Genomic DNA, 23,937 nt, shown 5'->3' on the forward strand with positions numbered 1-23,937 from the left:
GTTCCTCGCTCTTGAGGATGACGACTTTTTAAAATCACGCTCTATATCATTAGTTGGTTAGATAAAATTGCGTGTTCCGCCATTCCCTAGACTGACGAAGGAAGGAGTAGGGAATCTCTAACAAAGAGAGCGTATCCGTTATAGTACACCCATTCCTTGCGCTTCTAACATATCGACTAGATCGATCAGCGGTAAGCCGATCAAAGTATTTGGGTCTTTCCCTTCCATCTGTTTAAACAACGCGATGCCTAACCCTTCACACATAAAACTACCTGCGCAGTAATAAGGCTGCTCTTTTTCAACATAACTAATGATCTGTTGCTTAGTTAAATCGCGGAAATGCACTACAAAGGTGTCGAGACGTGTGTCAGCTTCATTGGTTTCGTTGTTCCAAACCGAAAGCCCAGTATAAAAAGTAATGCTCTTGCCGCTTTGACGAGATAACTGCTCGATCGCTTTTTCTCGAGTGTGAGGCTTACCAATGATCTCTCCATCAATTACGCAAACCTGATCAGAACCAATGACTAAGCTAGGTTGCTCCACAACACAAGACTTAGCTTTGGTCTCAGCAAGGCGCATCACCAACTGTTGTGGTGTCTCTTCTGGAAGCGGCGTTTCATCGCAGTCTGGCTTGGCTGTAATGAAGCTTAACTGTAGTTTTTTGAGGATCTCTTGCCTAAATGGTGATGTAGAGGCTAAAACTAGTTGGTAATTTCTCATTTTAATTTACAATTCAAGGAAGCATTTATCTCAGGATAACGTAACTTGTCCTGCTATTCATAATGCTCTGAATAGGAAAGGCAGGAAAGTACATTTTTTTTGCCATTTCCTTTGACTAAACACGATTTGGAAGATAAGATTCGCGCCCTATGCAAAAGGAAAAAATACCGCGTACAGTTGATCCGGCAAGAACGGCTCAAAAACGACTCGATATGGATGGTATCATCCAGGTCAGTCTTTTGAAGCGTTTAACTGAAGCAACTGAAGGCGTAAAACGTGACGCGCAAGTCTCAATGTCATTTGGGCTTGATGAACAACGATTAGTCGTTATCTCTGGTAAAGCTAACGTCGAAGTCGATTTAGAGTGTCAACGTTGTAATGAGGTTTTCGCACATGAGTGCGATGTCCAATTTACTTATACTCCTGTTTACAGTGAGAAAAGTGAAGAGGAAGCACCGGAAGAGTACGATTTGGTAGATCTGAACGAGTACGGTGAGTTAGACCTGATTCAATTAGTTGAAGACGAGTTCATCCTTGGATTGCCACAAATAGCAATGCACGACGATGCGAAATGTAGCGTTAACTCAAATAACTTGGTGTTTGGTGAACTTCCTGAAGAAATTGAGGAAGACAAAAAGCCGAATCCATTTGATGTTTTAAAAAGCTTAAAGAAGTAATTGCTTCTTTAAGAATTTACATAGGAGTAGGGTCAATGGCCGTACAAAAGAGCAAGAAATCACGTTCAATGCGTGGCATGCGTCGTTCACACGATGCGCTAACTACAGCTGCACTTTCTGTAGACGCAACTTCAGGTGAAACTCACCTACGTCACAACGTGACTGCCGAAGGTTTCTACCGCGGCAAAAAGGTTATCAACAAGTAAGGTTGACCTTTGCAAAATCTAACCGTTGCGCTTGATGCAATGGGCGGGGACTTCGGTCCTCGTGTAACAGTGCCTGCCGCCGTGCAGGCACTGTCGTATTTCCCAGAGCTAAAAGTCATTCTAATAGGTGATCGAAACGCGATCACATCTCAATTATCTTCATTAGGTCGAATGCCTGATTCTCGTTTGAGTATCCAGCATTGTGATCGAATCATTTCCAATTCTGAAAAACCTTCACTAGCCTTACGTAATAGTCAGGGTAGCTCTATGCGTGCCGCTATCGATCTGGTTGCCGAATCACAGGCTGATGCTTGTGTGAGTGGTGGTAACACTGGCGCATTGATGGCTTTATCCCGTTTCAGACTCAAGCTTCTTCCCGGTATTGATAGGCCTGCATTGGTTTCAGCTTTGCCTACTGCATCCGGAAATCGCACATGGATGCTTGATTTAGGGGCGAACGTTTCTAGTGACGCAGATTCACTGTTTCAGTTTGCTGTCATGGGCAGTGCATTAGCAGAACAACATTTAGGTCGCGCACCACGTGTCGCTATCTTGAATATCGGTGCAGAAGAAATTAAAGGCAATGACCTTGTAAAACGATGCGCTGAAATGTTGTCTAATACTCAGTCTGTGAACTTCATAGGCTATATTGAAGGTAATCAATTACTTCAAGATGCTGCTGATGTCGTCGTATGTGATGGTTTTGTGGGCAATGTCTGCTTAAAAACGTGCGAAGGTACGGCTCAGCTCTTTATTGATAAGCTAAAAACGCGCATGATGGCTTCAACAATAAAGGGTTGGATAGCCAGAATGCTGTTTTCTGAGCTATTTACTGAATTAAAAACCTTGAACCCCGACCAGTATAACGGCGCAAGTTTGTTAGGATTGCGCGGCATTGTCATTAAAAGTCATGGAAGTGCTGATGTGTCTGCAGTCGTCAACGCGATTGGTGAAGCAGTACACGAGGTCAAACGACAAGTCCCCAGCCGCATTAGCGATCGTTTGGAAGCGGTTTTACTCGAGAGGCATTATTAGTCTTCATGTATAGCAAAATTTTAGGTACTGGCAGCTACTTGCCATCTCAGGTGCGTACTAACGCAGACTTAGAGAAAATGGTAGAGACTAGCGATGAGTGGATCGTTGCTAGAACGGGTATTAAAGAGCGTCGTATTTCAGCGGAAAACGAAACCGTTGCTGATATGGCGTTTTACGCTGCTGAAAATGCCATTGAAATGGCAGGTATCGACAAAGAAGAGATTGATTTAATCATCGTTGCGACAACCAGCAGTAGCCACACATTCCCGTCTTCGGCATGTCAGGTACAAGGCAAGCTTGGTATCAAAGGCTGCCCTGCGTTTGATTTGGCTGCAGCGTGTTCTGGTTTTGTCTACGCACTGTCTGTTGCTGATCAACACATCAAGACTGGCATGTGTAAGAACGTTTTGGTAATTGGTGCGGATGCACTGTCAAAAACCTGTGATCCGACTGACCGCTCTACTATCATCCTATTTGGTGATGCAGCAGGCGCGGTGGTTGTAGGCGCAAGCGAAGAGCCAGGTATTTTGTCTACTCATATTTACTCTGATGGTAAATACGGTGAGCTTCTAAGCCTAGAAGTACCAGAGCGCGGCGGTGATGCAGACAAATGGCTGCACATGGCCGGCAACGAAGTATTTAAAGTGGCGGTAACTCAGCTTTCTAAGCTAGTTAAAGACACCTTAGCGGCGAACAATATGGATAAGTCAGAGCTTGATTGGTTAGTTCCACACCAAGCGAACTACCGTATTATCTCGGCAACCGCTAAAAAGCTGACGATGTCGCTTGATCAAGTAGTGATTACTCTTGATAAGCACGGCAACACGTCAGCAGCTACCGTACCAACGGCCCTAGATGAGGCTGTTCGCGACGGGCGAATTAAACGTGGTCAAACGCTTCTACTTGAAGCATTTGGCGGCGGCTTCACTTGGGGTTCTGCGTTAGTTAAATTCTAACCCTAAGCGATAATCAACAAACAAGGCACATAACTTATGTGCCTTATTCAATTTTTTGCTTTGCTTAAAGGAAAATTACAATGAGCAAATTTGCTATCGTATTCCCAGGCCAAGGCTCTCAAGCTATCGGTATGCTTGCTGACCTAGGCGAACAGTATGATGTTGTTAAAAAGACATTTGCTGAAGCTTCAGAAGCACTTGGTTACGATCTATGGGCATTGGTTCAAGATGGTCCTGTAGAAAATCTAAATGAAACTTTTCGCACTCAACCGGCTCTATTAACAGCGTCTGTTGCAATTTGGCGTGTATGGCAAGAGCTTGGCCTAGAGCAACCTGTAAATCTAGCAGGTCACAGCCTAGGTGAATATTCTGCTCTTGTATGTGCCGGCGTTATCGACTTTAAAGAAGCGATCAAGCTGGTTGAACTACGTGGTCAACTGATGCAAGAAGCGGTTCCTGCAGGTGTTGGTGCAATGTACGCAATCATCGGTCTAGACGATGAAGCGATTGCTAAAGCGTGTGAAGAAGCTGCGCAAGACGAAGTTGTGTCTCCAGTTAACTTTAACTCTCCTGGCCAAGTTGTTATCGCGGGTAACAAAGCTGCAGTAGAGCGTGCTGGTGCACTTTGTAAAGAAGCGGGCGCTAAGCGTGCACTTCCGTTACCTGTTTCTGTGCCGTCTCACTGTGCACTGATGAAGCCAGCAGCAGATAAGCTAGCAGTGGCTCTAGAAGCTCTAGAGTTCAACACGCCAGCATTGCCTGTTTTCAATAACGTTGATGTTATTGCTGAAACAGACCCTGCAAAAATTAAAGACGCACTTGTTCGTCAGCTATACAGCCCAGTTCGTTGGACTGAAGGTGTACAAGCGATGAATGAGCAAGGCGTTGAGAAGCTACTTGAATTAGGCCCTGGTAAAGTTCTTACTGGTCTAACAAAACGAATCGTAAAAACTATGACAGCTGCTGCAGTTAATGATACTGCATCACTAGAAGCTGCTAAGTAAATAACCACTTAATAGAGAAGTTATGATGAATTTAGAAGGCAAAGTTGCACTAGTTACAGGCGCAAGCCGTGGCATCGGTCGTGCAATCGCTGAACTTTTAGTTGAGCGTGGTGCTAAAGTTATCGGTACTGCGACATCTGAAGGTGGCGCAGCTGCAATCAGCGAGTACCTTGGTGAGAACGGTAAAGGTCTTGCTCTTAATGTAACGGATACTGACTCAATTGCTGCTACACTGAAAACCATCAACGATGAATTTGGTGCGATTGACATTCTAGTTAACAACGCAGGTATCACTCGTGATAACCTACTGATGCGTATGAAAGACGACGAATGGAATGACATCATCGATACTAACCTAACGCCTATCTTCCGCATGTCTAAAGCTGTATTGCGTGGCATGATGAAGAAGCGTCAAGGTCGTATAGTAAACGTTGGTTCTGTAGTAGGTACAATGGGTAACGCTGGTCAAGCTAACTACGCAGCTGCAAAAGCAGGCGTAATTGGTTTTACTAAATCAATGGCTCGTGAAGTTGCGTCTCGTGGCGTTACAGTGAACACTGTAGCTCCTGGTTTCATCGAAACTGACATGACTAAAGCGCTAAATGATGACCAACGTGCAGCAACTTTGGCGAATGTACCAGCAGGTCGACTAGGTGACCCTCGCGAAATCGCTGAAGCTGTGGTATTTTTGGCGTCACCTGCGGCAGCTTATATCACAGGTGAAACACTTCACGTCAATGGCGGTATGTACATGGTGTAAATTATGTGCAACATTTGTGCATGATTTAAGTCAAGATCATACGTAATTTCGGTTAAAATCGTGAAAATTGTGGTTTGACCAGAAAAGTTGACCTTGCAACTTTCAATAGATTGAATAAACTACGGAAAACATCGCATAAAGCGAACTCTGTAAAGGAAAAGAAAAAATGAGCAACCTCGAAGAACGCGTAAAGAAAATCATTGTTGAACAGCTAGGTGTAGACGAAGCTGAAGTTAAAAACGAAGCTTCTTTCGTTGATGACCTAGGTGCAGATTCTCTAGACACAGTAGAGCTAGTAATGGCTCTAGAAGAAGAATTTGACACTGAAATCCCAGATGAAGAAGCTGAGAAAATTACTACTGTTCAAGCAGCTATCGATTACGTAACTAGCGCTCAGTAATAATCTCTCCCAGGCGGTCACCTCGACCGCCTGTGTTTTATCTAACTCATCTATCCTCATCTTAAATCACCTCAATCCCCGGAGTGTAAAATCGTGTCCAAGCGTCGTGTAGTTGTCACTGGCATGGGTATGTTGTCACCGGTAGGCAACACTGTAGAATCTTCTTGGAAAGCCCTGCTAGCTGGTCAAAGTGGTATCGTTAATATCGATCATTTTGATGCAACCAATTTCTCAACTCGTTTTGCAGGTCTAGTTAAAGACTTTAACTGCGAAGAGTATATGACTAAAAAAGATGCTCGTAAGATGGACTTGTTCATCCAGTACGGCGTCGCAGCAGGTATTCAAGCTTTAGATGATTCAGCCCTAACTATTACTGAAGAAAACGCTCCACGTGTGGGTGTTGCTATCGGTTCTGGTATTGGTGGTCTTGGTTTGATCGAAGCCGGCCACCAAGCTCTAACTGAAAAAGGCCCTCGTAAGATCAGCCCGTTCTTCGTACCGTCGACGATCGTGAATATGATTGCTGGTCACATGTCTATCATGCGTGGCCTACGCGGTCCAAACATCGCGATTTCTACTGCATGTACGACTGGCCTACATAACATTGGTCACGCGGCTCGTATGATTGCATACGGCGATGCAGACGCAATGCTAGCGGGTGGTGCTGAAAAAGCATCAACTCCACTAGGTATGGGCGGTTTTGGTGCGGCTAAAGCACTTTCTACTCGTAACGATGAGCCTCAAAAAGCTTCTCGTCCATGGGACAAAGGCCGTGATGGCTTCGTTCTTGGCGACGGTGCAGGCATGATGGTTCTTGAAGAGTACGAACATGCGAAAGCTCGTGGCGCTAAGATTTACTGTGAGCTAGTTGGCTTCGGTATGTCGGGTGACGCTTACCACATGACATCTCCAAGTGAAGATGGCTCAGGTGGCGCACTAGCAATGGAAGCGGCTATGCGTGATGCTGGCATTACTGGTGAACAAATCGGTTATGTAAACGCACACGGTACTTCGACTCCTGCAGGTGACGTAGCGGAAGTTAAGGGCATCAAGCGTGCTCTTGGCGAAGCAGGCAGCAAGCAAGTATTGGTTTCTTCTACGAAATCAATGACAGGCCACCTTCTAGGTGCTGCTGGTTCTGCTGAAGCTATCATCACGGCTATGTCTCTGGTTGACCAAATTGTTCCACCAACAATCAACCTAGATGATCCTGAAGAAGGCTTAGATATTGACTTAGTACCTCACACTGCGCGTGAAGTTAGCAACATGGAATATGCTGCATGTAACTCATTCGGTTTCGGTGGTACAAACGGCTGTTTGATCTTCAAAAAGATTTAATCATCTTATTAAAGACGTAAACACTCGTAGATAGTCACAATTAGACTTGTTTTTAAACGGCTTGATGCTTTAGCATTGAGCCGTTTCTTTTTATGGGGAAAAACATGTTTTGGGTTGATGGAGAAAGCCAGCAAACTATCGATATTTTGGATCGCTCGTTTCAGTACGGAGACGGCTGTTTTACGACAATGCTCGTGAGTGATGGTGAGATACAACATCTTCACGATCATCAGCACCGTGTCGACGAGTGCCTTAAAGCACTACGCATTTCTGCTCTTGATTGGGATGTTGTTAGTCTTTGGCTCGATACTGCGCTTCAACACATCCAACATAACGCTCTTCATGGCACAAAGAGCCTTGATGGTTCAAAGAAGCTCCATAACGCCAACAAGCCTCATAATCAAAAAGCAGGGATCAAGCTGCACGTTAGTCGTGGAGCGGGTGGGCGTGGCTACAGTACCAAGAATATCGCCAAGCCGACAATCACCATCAGTACCTTTGATTACCCAAGCCATTATTCAGCGTGGCAAGACTCCGGTGTTGAACTCGGTATCTGCCATCAAGCGCTAGGTTTGAGCCCACTACTGGCTGGCCATAAGCACAATAATCGCCTTGAGCAGATTTTGATGAAAGATGAAATGGATCAAGCTAATGAAGTGGATGGTGTGGTTCTTGATATATCGGGCAATGTGATTGAAACCACCATGGCCAATCTGTTCTGGCGCAAAGGTCAGTCGATATACACACCTCAACTCACTCAAAGTGGTGTCGCGGGGGTTATGCGTAAGCAAGTGTTAACCGCGCTGAATCAGGCTGAACTTTCCGTTACAATTAGTGACTACTGCTTATCTCAACTCATGCAAGCTGATGAGGTTTTCATGACAAACTCCATTTTAGGGGTTGCCCCAGTTACCCGTATTAGTGATACCCAATTTAACATTGGAACCGTTACTCGTAGCCTTCAAGGACAACTAAACTCGTGATCAAAAAGTTATTTATTTTTATTATCTTGTGCTTAATTGCAGCCGGTGCTGCTGGTTTTTATGTTTACAACCAAGCGCAAGATAACCTGAAACAAGTTATTCAATTAGAAAAACCACAAGTCGTGACTGTTGCTTCAGGTAGCAGCTTTAACCGCGTTCTAGCCCAGTTGATTAACGAGGGGCTGTTTGAGGCTTCTCCTTACGAGAAATTAATCCGTAAGTTACATCCTGAGCTTGTAGACGTAAAAGCGGGTACTTTCCTGCTTGAACCGGGTTTAACCTTAGAGCAAGCGCTACAGGTGCTTGTAGAAGGGAAAGAACACCAGTTTACTATTACCTTTGTTGAAGGCAGTCGTTTTGACGAATGGCTTGTTCAGCTAAAAGACAACGAATTCATTCAACAGACATTGGATGGCGTTTCTGAAAAAGAGATCGCTGAAAAGTTGGGTATTGAAAACGAAAAGCTAGAAGGTCTCTTCTTAGCAGAAACGTATCACTACACCTACGGCACCACTGATTTAGATTTGTTGAAGCGCGCGCATCGAGACCTAATGAGCGTGGTGAATGAAGAGTGGGAAAATCGAGCGGATAAGCTGCCTCTTAAATCGCCATACGAAGCGTTAATTCTTGCATCTATCATTGAGAAAGAGACCGCTGTTGCGTCAGAACGTGAGCGTGTTTCTTCTGTGTTTGTTAACCGTCTAAACAAGCGTATGCGTTTGCAAACTGACCCAACGGTTATCTATGGCATGGGTGACAGCTACGATGGCAACATCCGTAAGAAAGACTTACGCACGCCAACGCCTTACAACACCTATACAATGAGTGGCTTGCCACCGACACCTATCGCTATGGCAGGCAAAGCGTCTATCAACGCGGCGTTGAATCCAGAGAAGAGCAACTACTTGTATTTCGTTGCGAGTGGAACAGGTGGGCACGTATTTTCAAAGAGTTTGACTGAGCATAACCGTGCAGTGCGAGCTTACTTAAAGCAATTAAGAAAAAACAGATAAAGAAATAATTATGAATCAGTCGAAATTTATCGTGGTTGAAGGCCTTGAAGGCGCTGGCAAAAGCACAGCAATCAATGCCATCGTTGAGACATTAAAAGCATCGGGTGTTGAAGATATTGTTAATACTCGCGAGCCGGGTGGTACTGTCTTAGCTGAAAAGATGCGTTCATTGGTTAAAGAAGAGCACGAAGGCGAGAAGCTTCAAGACATGACTGAATTGCTGTTGATGTATGCAGCACGTGTTCAATTAGTCGAGAACGTCATCAAGCCGGCACTCGCCAATGGTCAATGGGTATTGGGTGATCGTCATGATATGTCTTCACAGGCATACCAAGGTGGTGGTCGCCAGATCGCGCGCACGACTATGGAATCACTGAAAGCAACCACGCTAGGCGGCTTTAAACCCGATCTAACGCTATATTTGGACCTAGACCCTAGAGTAGGGCTAGAGCGTGCTAGAGGCCGTGGTGAGCTTGATAGAATTGAAAAGATGGACATCTCATTTTTCGACCGCACGCGTGAGCGCTATCTAGAAATTGCAGAACAAGATGATTCTGTACTTGTGATTAACGCGCAGCAAGAAATTGAGCAAGTAGCCGCTGATATTAAAGTCGCGCTAACTGCTTGGCTCGACAAACAGTAGGTAGTCATGGCTGAAGTGTATTCTTGGCTCACACCGGTATGGAGTGAGTGGAAAAAAAGTCTCGATGCGGAGCGTTTTCCTAACTCTGTGATTGTTAATGCACCGGAAGGGCTCGGCGTTGATGCTTTGATTAGCCAACTTACCGACGCATTGATGTGCACGAACTATGAAAGCGAGTCGTGCGGGTTTTGCCACAGCTGTGAGTTAATGAAGTCGGGCAGTCATCCTGATTTTCATGTGATCTCACCCGAGAAAGAAGGTAAGTCGATCACGGTTGATCAAGTGCGTGCCAGTAACCGCTGGGCTCAAGAGTCTTCTCAGTTAGGTGGTTTGCGCGTTATTTTGCTTAACCCTGCTGAAGCAATGAACGAATCGGCTTCCAACGCACTATTGAAAACTCTGGAAGAGCCATCAAGCAAGTGCATCTTCATTCTGTCTACTCGTAACAGTAATCGCTTAATGCCGACTATTATTAGCCGTTGTCAGCAATTCAATGTGGTTAGTCCGCAGTTAGAGACAGCATCAGCGTGGTTAGATGGTGAAGTGGGCAAAGCGGTACCGCAGTATATTTTAGCACTCAATGACAACGCGCCTTTAAAAGCAAAAGCGATGTTTGAGCAAGGTGGCGTTGAAGCTTCAACAAAAGCGCTCGATGGCTTTGTGAATGTGATAAAAGGCACTCAACCTGACATGCTAAAGTTCTCTACAGAGCTTAGCAAAGACCCTTTGATTCAACTTGGCTGGCTTTGGCATCTATTGTCAGATGTACAGAAGCTGCATTTTGGTTTGGCGAATCAGGCTTTCACTCCGAGTGCGAAAGCACTGTGTGAGGCGATGTCTTATCAAAGTGCTTATGCAGCATCGAATAAACTGCTGACATTGATTGAGCAGTTAAAGCAACACCCTGGGCTCAATACGGAGCTACTCATAATGAATTGGCTGATAGCCACTTGCGAGGAAACATGTTCGTAGATTCCCACTGTCATTTAGACAAACTGGATTACCAAGATTTACACACCAGCGTAGAAGATGTGGTTAACAAGGCGAAGGCTGCTAATGTAGACCAATTGCTTTCTGTCGGTGTGACACTCGATTCGTTTGAAAATATGCTCGAGATGATCTCGCCGTTTGATAACGTTAAAGCCTCTTGTGGCGTTCACCCTCTCGATGTTGAAAGTGATTTCAGCCTAGAGACAATGCGTGAATACGCGAGCAACCCTAAGGTTGTGGCGATTGGAGAGACAGGTTTAGATTATCACTACCAACCAGAGACGGCGGAGCTGCAACAGCTACGATTTAAGCAGCATGTTGAGTTAGCCGTTGAGCTGAATAAACCTTTGATCATTCACACTCGTAACGCACGTGAAGACACATTAGCTATTTTACGTGATGGCGGAGCTGAGAAGTGTGGCGGTGTGATTCACTGCTTTACCGAAGATCAAGCATTCGCAGAAGCAGCAATGGAACTAGGTTTCTATATCTCAATTTCAGGCATTGTGACCTTTAAGCAGGCTACAGAACTTAAAGAAGTTGTTAAAAACCTACCGCTAAACAGGTTGCTGATCGAGACGGATTCTCCATACTTGGCGCCCATTCCATATCGTGGAAAGCAGAATCAGCCTGCATATGTCGTCGAAGTGGCGGCCTACATTGCGCAATTAAAAGGTGTGTCGATGAAAGAGGTTGCCGAACAAACGACCAAAAATTACCAAAAACTTTTTTTGCGATAAAAATCTAAGTAAACAAATAAAAGGGAGCAAAAGCTCCCTTTTTGTGTTTTTGATCACCAAAAATACGTTTTTTTTTAATGTTTACGAATTATGTTGAACTTGAGAGCGCTAATTATAACATTTGTAATTTTGTTACTAAAAATAACATTCGCTCCTATTTTATTTACCCAGTAAAATAATAGGGCTCTTGAAAAATACTTATATATTTCAATGTATTAAACACTTGTAAAGCATTGCATTTCTAGATTTGACATGTGATCCAAGACGTGTTTTGAAACTAAATTTCGTAAGTGACTAGAAAGTTAGTTCCCCATCAATATATATTTAGCGGCAGAAAATATAATGCAATACATGGTTACATTTTCGCAGGGTGCTAACATATAGGCTACGGGGGTGTGCCGTTAGAACCCAATATAATTATTTTATCTTTATCAGGAGCATAAACATGTTTAAGAACCTTTTTGCTAGCCTGCAGAAAGTTGGTAAGTCTCTGATGCTTCCAGTATCAGTTTTACCAGTTGCGGGTATTTTGCTAGGTGTCGGTGCAGCAGATCTTCCTTTCATTCCAGAAATCGTTTCAAACTTAATGGAACAAGCTGGTGGTTCAGTATTCGGTCAAATGGCACTACTGTTCGCAGTAGGTGTTGCACTTGGCTTTACTAACAACGATGGTGTAGCGGGTCTAGCTGCTATCGTTGGTTATGGCATCATGACTGCTACACTTGGCGTAATGGCTGGTGTAATGGGCGTTGATAAAATCGATACTGGTGTACTAGGTGGTATCCTAGTCGGTGGTGTTGCTGCTTGGGCATTCAACCGTTTCTTCCGTATTCAACTACCAGAGTACCTTGGCTTCTTCGCTGGTAAGCGTGCTGTGCCAATCATCACAGGTTTCTCTGCGATTGGTCTAGCAATCCTACTATCTGTAGTATGGCCACCAGTTGGCGGCGCTATCTCTGCGTTCTCTGATTGGGCTGCTCACCAAAACCCACAAGTGGCGTTTGGTATCTACGGTATCGTTGAGCGTTCTCTAATTCCATTTGGTCTTCACCACGTTTGGAACGTACCTTTCTTCTTTGAAGCTGGTACTTGTGTAAACGCTGCTGGCGAAACTCAAAACGGTGTTCTTACTTGTTACCTAGTTGCTGATGACGCATCTCGTGCAGCGGGCAATGGCTTCGGTCAGCTAGCTGGTGGTTACATGTTCAAGATGTTCGGTCTACCTGCTGCTGCAATCGCGATTGCACACTCAGCTAAGCCTGAAAACCGCGCTAAAGTAATGGGCATCATGGCTTCTGCTGCGTTGACTTCATTCCTAACGGGTATCACTGAACCAATCGAATTCTCTTTCCTATTCGTTGCTCCAGTACTGTACGCAATCCACGCTCTACTAGCTGGTTCTGCATACGTTCTTGCGAACACTCTAGGTTTTGTACACGGTACATCTTTCTCACACGGTCTAATCGACTTCCTAGTTCTATCTGGCAACGCGTCTAAGATGGGCCTAATGGTTGTATGTGGTATTGCTTATGCTGCAATTTACTACATCGTATTCCGCACTGTGATTAAAGCTCTAGACCTTAAAACTCCAGGCCGTGAAGACGAGACTGAAGAAGAGTCAGTTGCGACTGGTTCTGAACTTGCTGGTGAGCTAGTTGCTGCATTCGGTGGTAAAGCGAACATCACTGGTCTTGACGCTTGTATTACTCGTCTACGTGTTGCAGTAGCTGATACAGCTCTTGTTGACCAAGACAAGCTGAAGAAACTAGGCGCTGCAGGTGTTGTAGTAGTAGCGGGTGGCGTACAAGCTATCTTCGGTACTAAGTCTGACAACCTTAAGACAGACATGGATGAGTGGATCCGTAACAACGGTTAATTCTCTGATTCAATAAATTGAAAGGAGGCCGAAAGGCCTCCTTTTTTGTTTTCTGCTCTATGAAAGATCTATTGTGCTTAATCTCCATTAACTCAGATACTTATCATTCAACTCGATCAGTTGATGGTTGCTCTTAAATTTTTCGTGTCTTTTATCTTTTACCCAGCGATGACACCTTTTGCTGAGATTCCAGTAGACTTCCGTTTTTTAAATACAGTCTGAGAATATTATGAAACATCGTTACTTGATCGGCCTTATGTGCTGCAGCGGAGCCTCGTTTGCTCAAGCTTCTGAAGCTCCAGCTTTGGAAGTGGGACTCGCCATTGACCAAGACCTGAGTGTCGTTGTGGAATTTGATCAGAAATACCGTGCTACGATTGGCAATGACGGCGCTGCCTTTGATTACATTTTGAAGCGTGGTCAGTTCGAGACTGAAGCTCCGTTGAGCTGGTACGTCGGTGCTGGTGCTTGGGCTGAATGGAATGACGACTTTGGCTTACGCTTGCCGTTAGGCGTGAAAGTGAATTTCTACGAAGGTTGGAATGCTTACGCTCAAGTTCACCCTGAACTCGATATGTATAAAGGTGTTGAGTTGCAAGTGGGCGGCGCTTTAGGTGTTACCTATAAGTTCTAACCTGAACTAAAACCGTTTTAATAATGAAAAAACCAGCATTTAGCTGGTTTTTTAGTTTGGGCCGATCTTATATTTTTGCTTCATTGAGCCGCTTAGAAAGTAAAACTCAGTCCGACATTGGCTTGGAATTGGTTCATCCAGTCGGTATCAAAGCGAATGATGCACTCTTGCCCGTTATTTGGGATATTACAAACACCGGAGGTATCGTTGTCGACAACCGTGCCTAACCAACGTACTTGTGTGTTCAACGCTAGTCGGTCACTAAATTTGTACTCTAAGCCACCAAAGATAGAAGTTGAGAATCCATACTTATCTTTTGCCCAGTCTACATCGACGTAAGAAGCACCCAGGCCTAGCCCTAGATAACCCGACAACACAGGCGAAGCAGGGTAGTAGATGCTGCTTTGAAGGTGCAGGTATTGGATGGAGGAGCTTAGGTTAAGCGTTTCTAATTCCGAGCTCTGATTGGAGTAGAAGAAGCCGATGCGTCCTTTTTCAAGTGGCGTTTCAATGGCAAAGGTGTAATTTTCAGAGCCTTTCATGTCATAGGTTTTACCGTCCTGGTCTTCGACACTGCCACCGCCGGTATAACCTACCATAGGTGTAATGATGATCTCCGGCGAAGCATACGCGCTTGAAACGGAGAGAAGCGTAATCAGTGCCATCATATTTGCTTTGTTATTCATGAGTATATCCTTATCCATACACTTACTAATTGTGATGGTTACATCAATATTGTGCGACTAATTTCGACGATTCTTGAAGATACTTCACACACCTGATAGTACTTAAATAGAGACTCGACAAATTAATAATAAACCAGAGGTGTCTATGGACCATAATCTGAAAAATGCCCTACAAATTACCGTGTTTATCTACATGATCATTCTTTCATTTGGCTTTATTGCGATTGGTAGTTAATACCATCTATTGCGAGGCTGAGTTTTGATACTCAGGGAATAATGAATAGTGGGATTATAACCAATATTGATACAGCAATAGACTTGGATTATTACGCTAAGTTTATTGCTGGAAAAACAGCACTGGTCGCTCAAGGTGGCGGACAGAGAAGTATTTTTACTTCTGGAGTGCTGGATGCCTTTCTTCTCTCAAATTTTGACCCCTTCGACGAATTTTTTGGTACCTCAGCAGGTGCTCTCAACTTATGTGCTTATCTGTGCCGTGATAAAGGCCTTGGACGTTCTTTTGTTCTCGACCTCACAACCTCACCAGAGTTCTTCAATCTCTTTTCCTATATACGACACAGAAAGAACCTAGGATTAGAATGGGCGCTAGAACAAATCATGGCTTACCCATATAAGCTCGATCTGGATTTAGGGCGACAAACGCTAGGCGATCGCCACTTCTATGCGGCTGTAACGGATTCCAAAGACTTACGAGACCACTACTTCCCATTATTGGGCGAAGATTGGTACAAGGTGATGATTGCGACCTGTGCTATTCCTCGCTTGTACAATGACGAAGTCTTTATTGGTGACAGTGCTTATGTGGACGGTGGTGTATCGGCGTGTATCCCAGTTCAGGAAGCCTGGCGAAGACAAGCTCGTTCTATTGTGGTGATTCGTACTGAGCCAGTGGTGGAGGAAGGCAATAACCATTTGGTTGAAGCTCCAGTCAAGGGATCTTCAGTCAAAGCGCCTAAACCAATCTCTGCCGAAGAACTGGAATGGTTCCGCGAATCTTTTGACAGTGTTCAAGGTCATTGGCAACAGAAAGTGGAACAGTGGAAAACCGACTGGACCTCTTTCTTCCAACAACAAATTATGCGCTCAAAAGAGCAGAAGCGTGACCGTGGGCATTTAGACCTGCTGAACGGTGGTCGCTGGCTATTTGGTGCAGATGATATTTATCGCTTAAGTCATTTAATCGGAGATAAGTTTGATTCAGGCTTGGCTGACATGCTAATGGTGCATTATCAGACCTACTCATTGACTCAGGATTTTTTGAATTCGCCACCAGACGACGCGTTTGTGGTTCAGATAGCACCTAGTCAAACGCTTAAATCGAGCTCATTAATGAGTCATAAAGATGATTTACTGCATGATTACGAATTGGGTTTAGAAGCCGGTTACCGATTTGTGGAGACCTATACCTCAACGGAAAACGCTCGCAACTCGCATATGCCACAGTTAGCCACCATTGCTGCGGGTAACTAATTCCCGAAGTTGATGAGCTAGCATGCTGTGAGCTCGTTATGCTGTTTAAGCAGATTTTAGTGAGTCGTGTTCTGAAATGAAAAAGGGTTATTGAACTTGGTTCGATAACCCTTTTAAGTTTTTGAGATTAGGCGAATCGTTTCGCCTTAAGGTCAAATATTAGGTGACAGGCAAGATTCTCATACAGTTGGTTGACCCTGCTACATCCATAATGTCGCCTTGAGTGACGATCACTAGGTCACCAAACTTAAGGTGTCCTTTCTCTTTCAAGCAAGTGAGTGTAGATAGTGCAATGTCAAAGCTGTCTTCGGCTTCTGTCTCGAAGTAGATTGGTGTCACACCTCGGTATAAGGTACAGCGATTAAGCGTTCCTTCGTTACGAGACAGCGCGTAGATCGGCATGTCGGCACTCAGGCGAGACATCATCAGTGCGGTGCGGCCTGACTCGGTGAGAGTGACAACGCCTTTAATGCCTTCCATATGGTTTGCAGAGTAGATGGTCGCCATCGAAACGGTTTCTTCGGCAGTAACAAAGGTGCGGTCAATACGGTAATTGGATTGGTTATTAATGCCTGCCATTTTTTCCGCACCAATACAGACTTCAGCCATCGATTTTACGGTCTCGACTGGGTAGTCACCAGCTGCAGTTTCACCAGACAACATCACAGCATCGGTGCCATCGAGTACGGCGTTGGCAACATCCATAACTTCGGCACGGGTTGGCATTGGCGCAGAAATCATTGATTCCATCATCTGAGTTGCGGTGATGACAGTTCGGTTAAGCGCTCTGGCACGGCGTATAAGCTGTTTTTGTACTCCGACTAACTCAGGGTCGCCAATTTCCACTCCGAGGTCACCACGAGCCACCATGACCACATCTGAGGCCATTATGATGTCATCCATGTTCTCAACTGTAGCTACTGTCTCTGCTCGCTCCACTTTTGCGACGAGGTGAGCTTCTAAGCCGGCTTCTCGTGCAAGCTGACGAGCATAATGCATGTCTTCACCATTACGAGGGAAAGACACCGCTAGGTAATCCACTTTGATTTGTGCGGCGGTGACGATGTCGCGCTTGTCTTTTTCTGTTAGCGCTTCTGCGGAAAGGCCACCCCCTTTTTTGTTGATGCCTTTGTTATTTGAGAGTGGGCCGCCAATGATGACTTCGGTATGAACGCGACAGCCTTCCACTTTGGTTACTTTGAGTTGAACACGACCATCGTCAAGCAACAGTATATCGCCGGCGGATACGTCGTTAGGCAGTTCTTTGTAATCAAGGCCAACGGCTTTTTGATTGCCTTCACCTAAACCTAGGCTGCTGTCGAGAGTAAATAGGTCACCTACGGCAAGTTGAATTTTGCCATCTTTGAATGTCGACACACGAATCTTGGGACCTTGTAAGTCTCCGAGAATGGCGATTTGAGTACCGTGTCTTTTTGCTATTGCTCTGACTTTTTCTGCGCGTTGTATATGGTCGTCGCTGGTGCCGTGAGAGAAGTTCATACGGACTATATTGGCACCGGCTTTGATGATCTCTTCAAGCACGTTACCTTTATCAGTAGAAGGGCCTAGCGTTGTGACGATTTTCGTTTTTCTTAATTCGGCTGTCATGAATACTCCTAGAGTGAGGCCAAGTAATCTTTTAAAAGACTGAATTAAGTATATGCATTAATTGATAATTTATTGGGAGCTAGGAGGATATTTCTTGATTTGCCTTTAATTATTGAATTCAGGGCTCAAACGCGATGTTTTATTCTGAAAATTAAGTCGCAAATTATCGATGTGGGTGTTAATTTTCCTCGAACTATTTGACTCGATACACAAAGATTCATGTATATACGTGATACTGGTCACGGCGATATACCAAGTGACTTCACAATTACTTCGCAAAGTAAAAAAATTACCTCGTTGATGATTTCTGGAGCGTAAAATGTACATGGCTCAACCGGGCCATATTGATCATATCAAACAGGTCAATGCTGGTCGTGTATATAAACTAATTGACCTTAAAGGTCCTATTTCTCGTATCGATCTGTCCAAGCAAAGTGAGTTGGCTCCGGCGAGTATTACTAAAATTACCCGTGAACTCATTGAAGCTCACCTTATTCACGAAACGACGGTTCAAGAAGCCACGACTCGTGGGCGTCCTGCTGTCGGTCTGCAAACCAATAGCGAAGGTTGGCAATTTTTGTCGATGCGTCTTGGTCGCGGATACTTGACGATCGCGCTCCATGAATTGGGCGGCGACGTGCTTATCGATACCAAGATTGATATCCATGAACGTGATCAAGACGATGTGCTTGCGCGTCTTCTCCATGAAATCGATGAGTTCTTCCAAACCTATGCCGAGCAACTCGACAGGGTGACGAGTATCGCTATCACACTGCCAGGTCTGGTGAATTCAGAGCAAGGTATTGTGTTGCAGATGCCGCACTATAACGTTGAAAACTTAGCGTTGGGGCCGGAGATCTACAAAGAAACCGGTTTGCCAGTTTTTATTGCCAATGATACCCGAGCGTGGGCATTAGCAGAAAAGCTGTTTGGTAACTCACAAGACAACGACAACTCTGTTCTTATCTCGATTCACCACGGTTTAGGTGCCGGGATCATTCTTGATGGTCGCGTTCTGCAAGGACGTCACGGTAACATCGGTGAGTTGGGGCATATCCAGATCGACAAGGAAGGCAAGCTTTGCCACTGTGGTAATCGAGGCTGTTTAGAAACGGTGGCGAGTTCTCAGGCAATCCGTGAGCAAGTCAAAGAGCGATTGGTAAATGGTGAAGAATCAACGCTAACGGTGGTTGAAGACGTCACTATTGAACAGATCTGTGCTGCCGCTGCTAATGGGGATCCGCTGGCTGTCGAAGTGATTGAACAGTTAGGCCGTTATCTAGGTTCTGCGATTGCGATTGTGATTAACCTGTTCAACCCAGAGAAAATCTTGGTGGGTGGTGTTATCAATCAGGCGAAGAGCGTGTTATACCCGGCGATTCAAAAGTGTATCGAAGAGCAGAGTCTATCGGTTTACCATAAAGACTTAGAGCTGGTGGAATCTCGTTTTTATAAGCAGGCAACCATGCCAGGTGCTGCGCTCATCAAGCAGGCCTTATACGATGGCCAACTGTTAATGAAAGTTATTGAAGGTTAACCCCTTTTTCTCGTCTTGTAGCCTTACCTTGAACCTTTCCATGTACTTAAGCTTTGTATAACATCATTTGTTGTACTTAGTTTAAGCATTCTGTGCATTGGCGCTTTGCTTTAACCTATTGAAGTAGGCTATTGTAGCCACAGTTATTATTTGTCACTAAGGTGTTGTATGTCTGGCGTTTTAAATTCGGTTGATCAGAGAACCAAACTGGTCGGTGAAAACCGTCTGGAACTCTTGTTATTCAGCTTAAATAGTCGTCAACTATTTGCGATTAACGTATTTAAAGTGAAAGAAGTCCTCAAAGTGCCAGTACTCACTCGCTTACCGGGCTCTCATCATCATATTACGGGTGTTGCGTCTTTACGTGGTGAATCGGTGCCTGTTATCGATTTACGCAGTGCCATTGGCTTTCCGCCATCTCGTGCGGAGTCTCAAGAGAGCAACCTGATTATTACGGAATACAACCGAACCGTACAAGGTTTCTTGGTTGGGCAAGTTCGTAATATCGTGAACACGACATGGACAGAAATCCAGCCGCCGCCAAAGACAACAGGCCGTGCAAACTACCTAACCGCTATTACGCATATTCAAGAAGAAGAGCAGCACAAGATCGTCGAGATCATCGATGTTGAGAAAGTGTTGGCTGAGATCATTGATTACGATGTCTCGATCTCTGAAGGCGTTTTAGATGAACAATTAGCTCAGGAGATGATAGGACGCAATGTGCTTATCGTTGATGACTCTTCAACAGCGCGTAACCAGATCAAAGGCACCTTGTCGCAGTTGGGTTTGAACATTATTGAGTGTTGTGATGGCTTAGAAGCACTGACCTTACTTAAGGGCTGGTGTGATGAAGGCAAAGACATCAATCAAGAAATATTGTTGATGATCACCGATGCTGAAATGCCTGAAATGGACGGCTACAAGCTGACACACGAAGTACGTACTGACCCAAGAATGCATGACCTATTCATCACGCTAAATACTTCATTAAGTGGAAGTTTTAATGAAGCTATGGTTGAGAAAGTAGGGTGTAACCGCTTTATTTCTAAGTTCCAGCCAGACCTCTTGGTTGAAGTGACTCAAGAGCGAATGCGTCAGATTTTATAATTAATGCTGCTGTACGGTTTGTTTTGAGTGACCTTATAGAAAGCGCTTGCTAATATTCACGCAGCATATTTTTCTTAACGAAATATGCTCAACTACTAGCGTGATTTTTCACACACAATCTAAGGTAGTTCCTCTTAATGATATGGTTAACGTCTAAAGTCGTCATGACTTTGAGCTTATTACTGTATAGGGAATTTAAGAAAAGACGTACGGAAGCTGAAGTTGAGTCATAACTCAACAACTGGAATTGAAGGGAAGCGGATGCTTCCCTTTTTCGTTTTTCTTTCTCTCTTTTCTTTAGCCAATGATCGATTGAGAACAGTTGGTACTTCGCTAATGAAAATCCCGAGATTTGGTTTTCAAGCCAACAATTTCATCGGTAATATCGATAAGTTTTCCCGCGATAACATGCACGACTTCACCTTCTTTTTCTAATATCCCTTGTACTTTTAACGCCTTGGCTGTGAGATAAGCTTGCTGTTGAGCGCGTGCGGTTGCTCCCCATACCACGACATTAATATTGCCAGTGCTATCTTCCAGCGTAACAAAGGTGACACCTGCCGCGGTGCCGGGAGATTGTTTACCTGTGACTAATCCGACAACGGTGACCATAGATTTGTGTCTTTGCTGTATTAAATCTTTCATGTGTGTGAATCGACCTAATCGTCCTGCTTCTTCGAGCAAAGTGATGGGGTGCTTGTTCAATGAAATTCCGACACTGGTGAAGTCTTCGAGTAGATCTTGCATCTCATTGGGCTTGTGCAGTACATGTTCGTCATGTCCTGCCTCAGCATCGTCATAGGCTTGGCTAAACAGAGGTAAATCCGACGCCGAGTCCATGATCGCCCAGCGAGTCTGGAAGCGGTCTCCAGAAACGTTATGTAGCGCATTGGCCGATGCCAGTAGCTCGATATCTTTCTTATTCATCGATAACTGTTTCACCTGACTAGGGTGGCGATAACCGGATGGTGGACGATTGGCGAGCACGCTTTGAATTCCATGCTCGCTGAATCCTTTGATTTGTCGCAGCCCTAAGCGAATCGCTAGACCATTCTGATGAGGGGCAACCGTGTGGTCGTTTTGAGAAGCGTTCACACATACCGGAAGTATCACCACATTGTGTCGTTGTGCGTCTTGTACTAACTGTGAAGGGCTATAAAACCCCATCGGTTGGCTATTCAACAAAGAAGCGTAGAAGCACTCTGGGTAGTAGCATTTCAACCAAGCGGAGCAATACGCTAACACCGCAAACGAAGCGGAGTGGCTTTCAGGAAAACCGTACTCGCCAAAGCCGCATATCTGTTTAAAGATCTGCTCAGCAAACTCTGTATCATAGCCGCGCTTTTGCATTCCTTCGATGAGTTTGTTTTTAAACTTAAAGACGTTGCCATTTTTCTTCCAAGCGGCCATTGCCCGTCTGAGTTGATCTGCTTCTCCGCCTGTGAACCCTGCAGCGACCATCGCGAGTTTGATCACTTGCTCTTGGAATATCGGTACACCTAAGGTGCGCGACAGTACTGATTCCACGTCTTTAGATGGATAACTGATTGGCTCAATGCCATCTCGACGCTTGAGAAACGGATGCACCATATCACCCTGAATAGGGCCTGGGCGTACGATAGCGATTTGAATCACCAAGTCGTAATAAGTCTTCGGTTTAAGCCTTGGCAGCATGCTCATTTGTGCGCGTGACTCAATTTGGAATATCCCGACTGTGTCTGCTCGCTGAATCATGCCGTAAACCTGAGGATCGTCCTTAAGGCGAGTGATCTCAGCAATGGTCAGTGATCGCCCGTGAATACGTTTGATCAGGTCGAAACATTTACGAATCGCAGAGAGCATACCCAACGCGAGCACATCAACTTTCAGCAAGCCCAAGGTTTCTAGATCATCCTTATCCCATTGGATAATGGTTCGATCGTGCATCGCTGCATTTTCGACGGGAACCAGCTCATACAAAGGCCCTGAGGATATGACAAAGCCACCGACATGTTGAGATAAGTGACGTGGGAAGCCGATAATCTCATTAACCAAGTGGATAAACTGCTGCCCCTTCAAAGAATCAGGTTGTAGCCCTAATTGAGTGAGCTGAGCCTGCCAACCTAAGCTTTTGTCCCTGCGATTGGTGTTCTTGATGAAGTAGTCGAGCTGAGTTTCTTGTAGCCCTAATGCTTTCCCCACATCTCTCACCGCACTTTTGAAGCGATAAGAGATGACTGTTGCAGCAAGTGCAGCCCGTTCTCTACCGTATTTTTTATAGATGTATTGGATGACTTCTTCACGACGTTCGTGTTCAAAATCGACATCAATATCAGGCGGCTCATCGCGCTCTTTACTGATGAAACGCTCAAACAGCACCGAGATCTGTCTTGGGTCGACAGAGGTGATTTCTAAGCAGTAACAGACCACGGAATTGGCCGCTGAACCTCGACCTTGGTAAAGAATGCCTTGGCTTTTGGCAAACATCACGATGTCATGAATGGTGAGAAAAAAGAAAGGGTAGTCAAGCTCGTCAATTAATCCCAATTCTTTATCTATGATTTGTTGGATGTCGTTAGGTACACCTTGTGGGAAGCGAGTCTGTTTTCCTTTTTCGACCAACATGCGCAGATAACTCATGGGTGTCTCCCCTTGAGGAATCAGCTCACTGGGATATTCGTATCGCAAGCTATTTAAATCAAATTCACACAGCTCAGCGATACGGTTGCTCTCTTCTAGCCACTCCGCTTTGAAGATATGAGAGAGCTTATTGATACTCCGTAAACAGCGCTCGGCATTAGCGAGTAAGTGACTGCCCACTTCGGTAATGGGCTTTTGGTACTTTATCGCAGTGAGTGAGTGCTGCAAGGGTAAGCGATTCGCATTGTGCATCAACACACCACCACAAGCTGTAATCGGCAGTTGGTGATGTTGTGACAGCTCAACGCAGTAATCTGTGTACTGCTGGTCGGTTTGCTTTAGGTGTCTTTGTAAGCCGATCCACAACCGACCTGAATGATGCTGGGAGAGCCATTGCCCCCAGTGTGCGTCTTCATTTTTCTGTTGAGGAAGCCAAAGAATAAAGCAGTGCTTAGCCGACATGATATCCCACTCAGAGAGCTGATAATGTCCCTTGCTGCTACGACGTCTCGCGTTGGTAATAATACGGCACAGCTCGGCGTAGGCTTGTCTGTTTGGGCATATCAAGACCACTTGGCACTCTTCATTTAGCCAAAACATGCTCCCGACAATTTGCTTGAGTGATAGTTTATGTTGCTTGATCGCAGAGTGAACCTTAACGATGCCCGCGACTGAGCACTCATCAGTAACCGCGAGTGCTTTGTAACGCAAGAAATCGGCCTGTAAAACAAGCTCCTCTGCGTGTGAGGCTCCCTCAAGGAAGGAGTAATTGCTTTGGCAAAATAGCTCTGAGTATTGCTGAGACATAACGTAATCTCACTTAACCATTGCGAGTGAACATGATTGAAAAGGGACGCTGAAATTGAATAAGTAGAACGGAGGAGCTAACAAAGTTTCTTGCTGACTTACGT

At 45.0% G+C, this 23,937-nt stretch carries 23 protein-coding genes; 19 read left to right on the forward strand and 4 right to left on the reverse strand.

What is annotated here, in order from left to right:
• Positions 1-138: 138 nt before the first annotated feature.
• On the reverse strand, positions 139-720 hold the full coding sequence (locus AB4623_RS02940; RefSeq protein WP_017067204.1) for a nucleoside triphosphate pyrophosphatase: 582 nt from the start codon (positions 718-720) through the stop codon (positions 139-141).
• 149 nt (positions 721-869) lie between these two features.
• Between AB4623_RS02940 and yceD the strand changes: the two genes are divergently transcribed.
• The 15 genes from yceD (at position 870) to AB4623_RS03015 (ending at position 13,975) form a co-directional block, all read left to right on the forward strand.
• Positions 870-1,397 (forward strand): 23S rRNA accumulation protein YceD, encoded by a 528-nt coding sequence (yceD, locus tag AB4623_RS02945; protein ID WP_017062153.1) that lies wholly within the window; start codon positions 870-872, stop codon positions 1,395-1,397.
• Between the two features lie 35 nt (positions 1,398-1,432).
• Positions 1,433-1,603, forward strand: coding sequence for a 50S ribosomal protein L32 (gene rpmF, locus AB4623_RS02950; protein WP_004737376.1), 171 nt, complete (start codon positions 1,433-1,435; stop codon positions 1,601-1,603).
• Positions 1,604-1,612: 9 nt separating this feature from the next.
• On the forward strand, positions 1,613-2,638 hold the full coding sequence (gene plsX / locus AB4623_RS02955) for a phosphate acyltransferase PlsX (RefSeq protein WP_372113120.1): 1,026 nt from the start codon (positions 1,613-1,615) through the stop codon (positions 2,636-2,638).
• Between the two features lie 5 nt (positions 2,639-2,643).
• Positions 2,644-3,594: a beta-ketoacyl-ACP synthase III gene (locus AB4623_RS02960; protein WP_017054985.1), complete on the forward strand. Its 951-nt coding sequence runs from the start codon at positions 2,644-2,646 to the stop codon at positions 3,592-3,594.
• An 80-nt stretch (positions 3,595-3,674) separates the two neighbouring features.
• Positions 3,675-4,598: an ACP S-malonyltransferase gene (fabD, locus tag AB4623_RS02965; RefSeq protein WP_372145732.1), complete on the forward strand. Its 924-nt coding sequence runs from the start codon at positions 3,675-3,677 to the stop codon at positions 4,596-4,598.
• Positions 4,599-4,623: 25 nt separating this feature from the next.
• Positions 4,624-5,358, forward strand: coding sequence for a 3-oxoacyl-ACP reductase FabG (fabG, locus tag AB4623_RS02970; protein ID WP_029235138.1), 735 nt, complete (start codon positions 4,624-4,626; stop codon positions 5,356-5,358).
• A gap of 166 nt (positions 5,359-5,524) precedes the next feature.
• Positions 5,525-5,758 (forward strand): acyl carrier protein, encoded by a 234-nt coding sequence (gene acpP / locus AB4623_RS02975; protein WP_004737381.1) that lies wholly within the window; start codon positions 5,525-5,527, stop codon positions 5,756-5,758.
• 93 nt (positions 5,759-5,851) lie between these two features.
• Positions 5,852-7,096, forward strand: coding sequence for a beta-ketoacyl-ACP synthase II (gene fabF / locus AB4623_RS02980; protein ID WP_010437291.1), 1,245 nt, complete (start codon positions 5,852-5,854; stop codon positions 7,094-7,096).
• 104 nt (positions 7,097-7,200) lie between these two features.
• Positions 7,201-8,079 carry an aminodeoxychorismate lyase gene (gene pabC / locus AB4623_RS02985; RefSeq protein ID WP_065583975.1) on the forward strand — a complete coding sequence of 293 codons (879 nt, stop codon included), beginning with the start codon at positions 7,201-7,203 and terminating at the stop codon, positions 8,077-8,079.
• The gene (gene mltG / locus AB4623_RS02990) at positions 8,076-9,092 is read left to right on the forward strand and encodes an endolytic transglycosylase MltG (RefSeq protein WP_017062149.1); all 1,017 of its coding nucleotides are present in this window, start codon (positions 8,076-8,078) and stop codon (positions 9,090-9,092) included. Before pabC ends, mltG begins: the two co-directional genes overlap by 4 nt.
• Positions 9,093-9,102: 10 nt before the next feature.
• Complete coding sequence (gene tmk / locus AB4623_RS02995) at positions 9,103-9,735, forward strand: dTMP kinase (RefSeq protein ID WP_017062148.1); 633 nt, start codon at positions 9,103-9,105, stop codon at positions 9,733-9,735.
• 6 nt (positions 9,736-9,741) lie between these two features.
• Positions 9,742-10,707 carry a DNA polymerase III subunit delta' gene (locus AB4623_RS03000; protein WP_017062147.1) on the forward strand — a complete coding sequence of 322 codons (966 nt, stop codon included), beginning with the start codon at positions 9,742-9,744 and terminating at the stop codon, positions 10,705-10,707.
• Entirely contained in the window at positions 10,698-11,465 is a 768-nt protein-coding gene (locus AB4623_RS03005) for a TatD family hydrolase (protein ID WP_017063483.1), read from the forward strand. Before AB4623_RS03000 ends, AB4623_RS03005 begins: the two co-directional genes overlap by 10 nt.
• 445 nt (positions 11,466-11,910) lie before the next feature.
• On the forward strand, positions 11,911-13,341 hold the full coding sequence (gene ptsG, locus AB4623_RS03010; protein ID WP_017062145.1) for a PTS glucose transporter subunit IIBC: 1,431 nt from the start codon (positions 11,911-11,913) through the stop codon (positions 13,339-13,341).
• Between the two features lie 229 nt (positions 13,342-13,570).
• Entirely contained in the window at positions 13,571-13,975 is a 405-nt protein-coding gene (locus AB4623_RS03015) for a hypothetical protein (protein WP_017062144.1), read from the forward strand.
• Between the two features lie 92 nt (positions 13,976-14,067).
• Here the strand turns inward: AB4623_RS03015 and AB4623_RS03020 are convergent, their stop codons facing one another.
• Entirely contained in the window at positions 14,068-14,661 is a 594-nt protein-coding gene (locus tag AB4623_RS03020; RefSeq protein WP_017067207.1) for an outer membrane beta-barrel protein, read from the reverse strand.
• 145 nt (positions 14,662-14,806) lie between these two features.
• Between AB4623_RS03020 and AB4623_RS03025 the strand changes: the two genes are divergently transcribed.
• Together AB4623_RS03025 and AB4623_RS03030 are read left to right on the forward strand one after the other, a co-directional pair.
• Complete coding sequence (locus tag AB4623_RS03025; protein ID WP_100214626.1) at positions 14,807-14,896, forward strand: YnhF family membrane protein; 90 nt, start codon at positions 14,807-14,809, stop codon at positions 14,894-14,896.
• A gap of 41 nt (positions 14,897-14,937) precedes the next feature.
• Positions 14,938-16,152, forward strand: a complete 1,215-nt coding sequence (locus tag AB4623_RS03030; RefSeq protein ID WP_372097865.1) for a patatin family protein — start codon at positions 14,938-14,940, stop codon at positions 16,150-16,152.
• A 159-nt stretch (positions 16,153-16,311) separates the two neighbouring features.
• On the opposite strand, the gene pyk is transcribed toward AB4623_RS03030, so the two are convergent.
• Positions 16,312-17,760 (reverse strand): pyruvate kinase, encoded by a 1,449-nt coding sequence (gene pyk / locus AB4623_RS03035; protein WP_017067208.1) that lies wholly within the window; start codon positions 17,758-17,760, stop codon positions 16,312-16,314.
• 319 nt (positions 17,761-18,079) lie between these two features.
• Between pyk and AB4623_RS03040 the strand changes: the two genes are divergently transcribed.
• Positions 18,080-19,297 (forward strand): ROK family protein, encoded by a 1,218-nt coding sequence (locus AB4623_RS03040; protein ID WP_372145734.1) that lies wholly within the window; start codon positions 18,080-18,082, stop codon positions 19,295-19,297.
• Between the two features lie 168 nt (positions 19,298-19,465).
• Positions 19,466-20,407, forward strand: coding sequence for a chemotaxis protein CheV (locus tag AB4623_RS03045; protein ID WP_017062139.1), 942 nt, complete (start codon positions 19,466-19,468; stop codon positions 20,405-20,407).
• 333 nt (positions 20,408-20,740) lie between these two features.
• Here AB4623_RS03045 and AB4623_RS03050 read toward each other — a convergent pair whose 3' ends face one another.
• Positions 20,741-23,833: an error-prone DNA polymerase gene (locus AB4623_RS03050; protein ID WP_372145736.1), complete on the reverse strand. Its 3,093-nt coding sequence runs from the start codon at positions 23,831-23,833 to the stop codon at positions 20,741-20,743.
• Between the last annotated feature and the right edge of the window lie 104 nt (positions 23,834-23,937).

Origin of the sequence: Vibrio sp. 10N.222.52.C12 (assembly GCF_041474215.1) — a bacterium.
Classification (GTDB): Bacteria; Pseudomonadota; Gammaproteobacteria; order Enterobacterales; family Vibrionaceae; genus Vibrio; species Vibrio crassostreae_C.

Bases quoted from the DNA above. Each gene is read 5' to 3' on its own strand.
- AB4623_RS02940 (WP_017067204.1), bottom strand. From the start codon at position 720: ATGAGAAATTACCAACTAGTTTTAGCCTCTACATCACCATTTAGGCAA.
- yceD (WP_017062153.1), top strand. From the start codon at position 870: ATGCAAAAGGAAAAAATACCGCGTACAGTTGATCCGGCAAGAACGGCT.
- rpmF (WP_004737376.1), top strand. From the start codon at position 1,433: ATGGCCGTACAAAAGAGCAAGAAATCACGTTCAATGCGTGGCATGCGT.
- AB4623_RS02960 (WP_017054985.1), top strand. From the start codon at position 2,644: ATGTATAGCAAAATTTTAGGTACTGGCAGCTACTTGCCATCTCAGGTG.
- fabD (WP_372145732.1), top strand. From the start codon at position 3,675: ATGAGCAAATTTGCTATCGTATTCCCAGGCCAAGGCTCTCAAGCTATC.
- fabG (WP_029235138.1), top strand. From the start codon at position 4,624: ATGAATTTAGAAGGCAAAGTTGCACTAGTTACAGGCGCAAGCCGTGGC.
- acpP (WP_004737381.1), top strand. From the start codon at position 5,525: ATGAGCAACCTCGAAGAACGCGTAAAGAAAATCATTGTTGAACAGCTA.
- pabC (WP_065583975.1), top strand. From the start codon at position 7,201: ATGTTTTGGGTTGATGGAGAAAGCCAGCAAACTATCGATATTTTGGAT.
- tmk (WP_017062148.1), top strand. From the start codon at position 9,103: ATGAATCAGTCGAAATTTATCGTGGTTGAAGGCCTTGAAGGCGCTGGC.
- AB4623_RS03000 (WP_017062147.1), top strand. From the start codon at position 9,742: ATGGCTGAAGTGTATTCTTGGCTCACACCGGTATGGAGTGAGTGGAAA.
- AB4623_RS03005 (WP_017063483.1), top strand. From the start codon at position 10,698: ATGTTCGTAGATTCCCACTGTCATTTAGACAAACTGGATTACCAAGAT.
- ptsG (WP_017062145.1), top strand. From the start codon at position 11,911: ATGTTTAAGAACCTTTTTGCTAGCCTGCAGAAAGTTGGTAAGTCTCTG.
- AB4623_RS03015 (WP_017062144.1), top strand. From the start codon at position 13,571: ATGAAACATCGTTACTTGATCGGCCTTATGTGCTGCAGCGGAGCCTCG.
- AB4623_RS03020 (WP_017067207.1), bottom strand. From the start codon at position 14,661: ATGAATAACAAAGCAAATATGATGGCACTGATTACGCTTCTCTCCGTT.
- AB4623_RS03025 (WP_100214626.1), top strand. From the start codon at position 14,807: ATGGACCATAATCTGAAAAATGCCCTACAAATTACCGTGTTTATCTAC.
- AB4623_RS03030 (WP_372097865.1), top strand. From the start codon at position 14,938: ATGAATAGTGGGATTATAACCAATATTGATACAGCAATAGACTTGGAT.
- pyk (WP_017067208.1), bottom strand. From the start codon at position 17,760: ATGACAGCCGAATTAAGAAAAACGAAAATCGTCACAACGCTAGGCCCT.
- AB4623_RS03040 (WP_372145734.1), top strand. From the start codon at position 18,080: ATGTACATGGCTCAACCGGGCCATATTGATCATATCAAACAGGTCAAT.
- AB4623_RS03045 (WP_017062139.1), top strand. From the start codon at position 19,466: ATGTCTGGCGTTTTAAATTCGGTTGATCAGAGAACCAAACTGGTCGGT.
- AB4623_RS03050 (WP_372145736.1), bottom strand. From the start codon at position 23,833: ATGTCTCAGCAATACTCAGAGCTATTTTGCCAAAGCAATTACTCCTTC.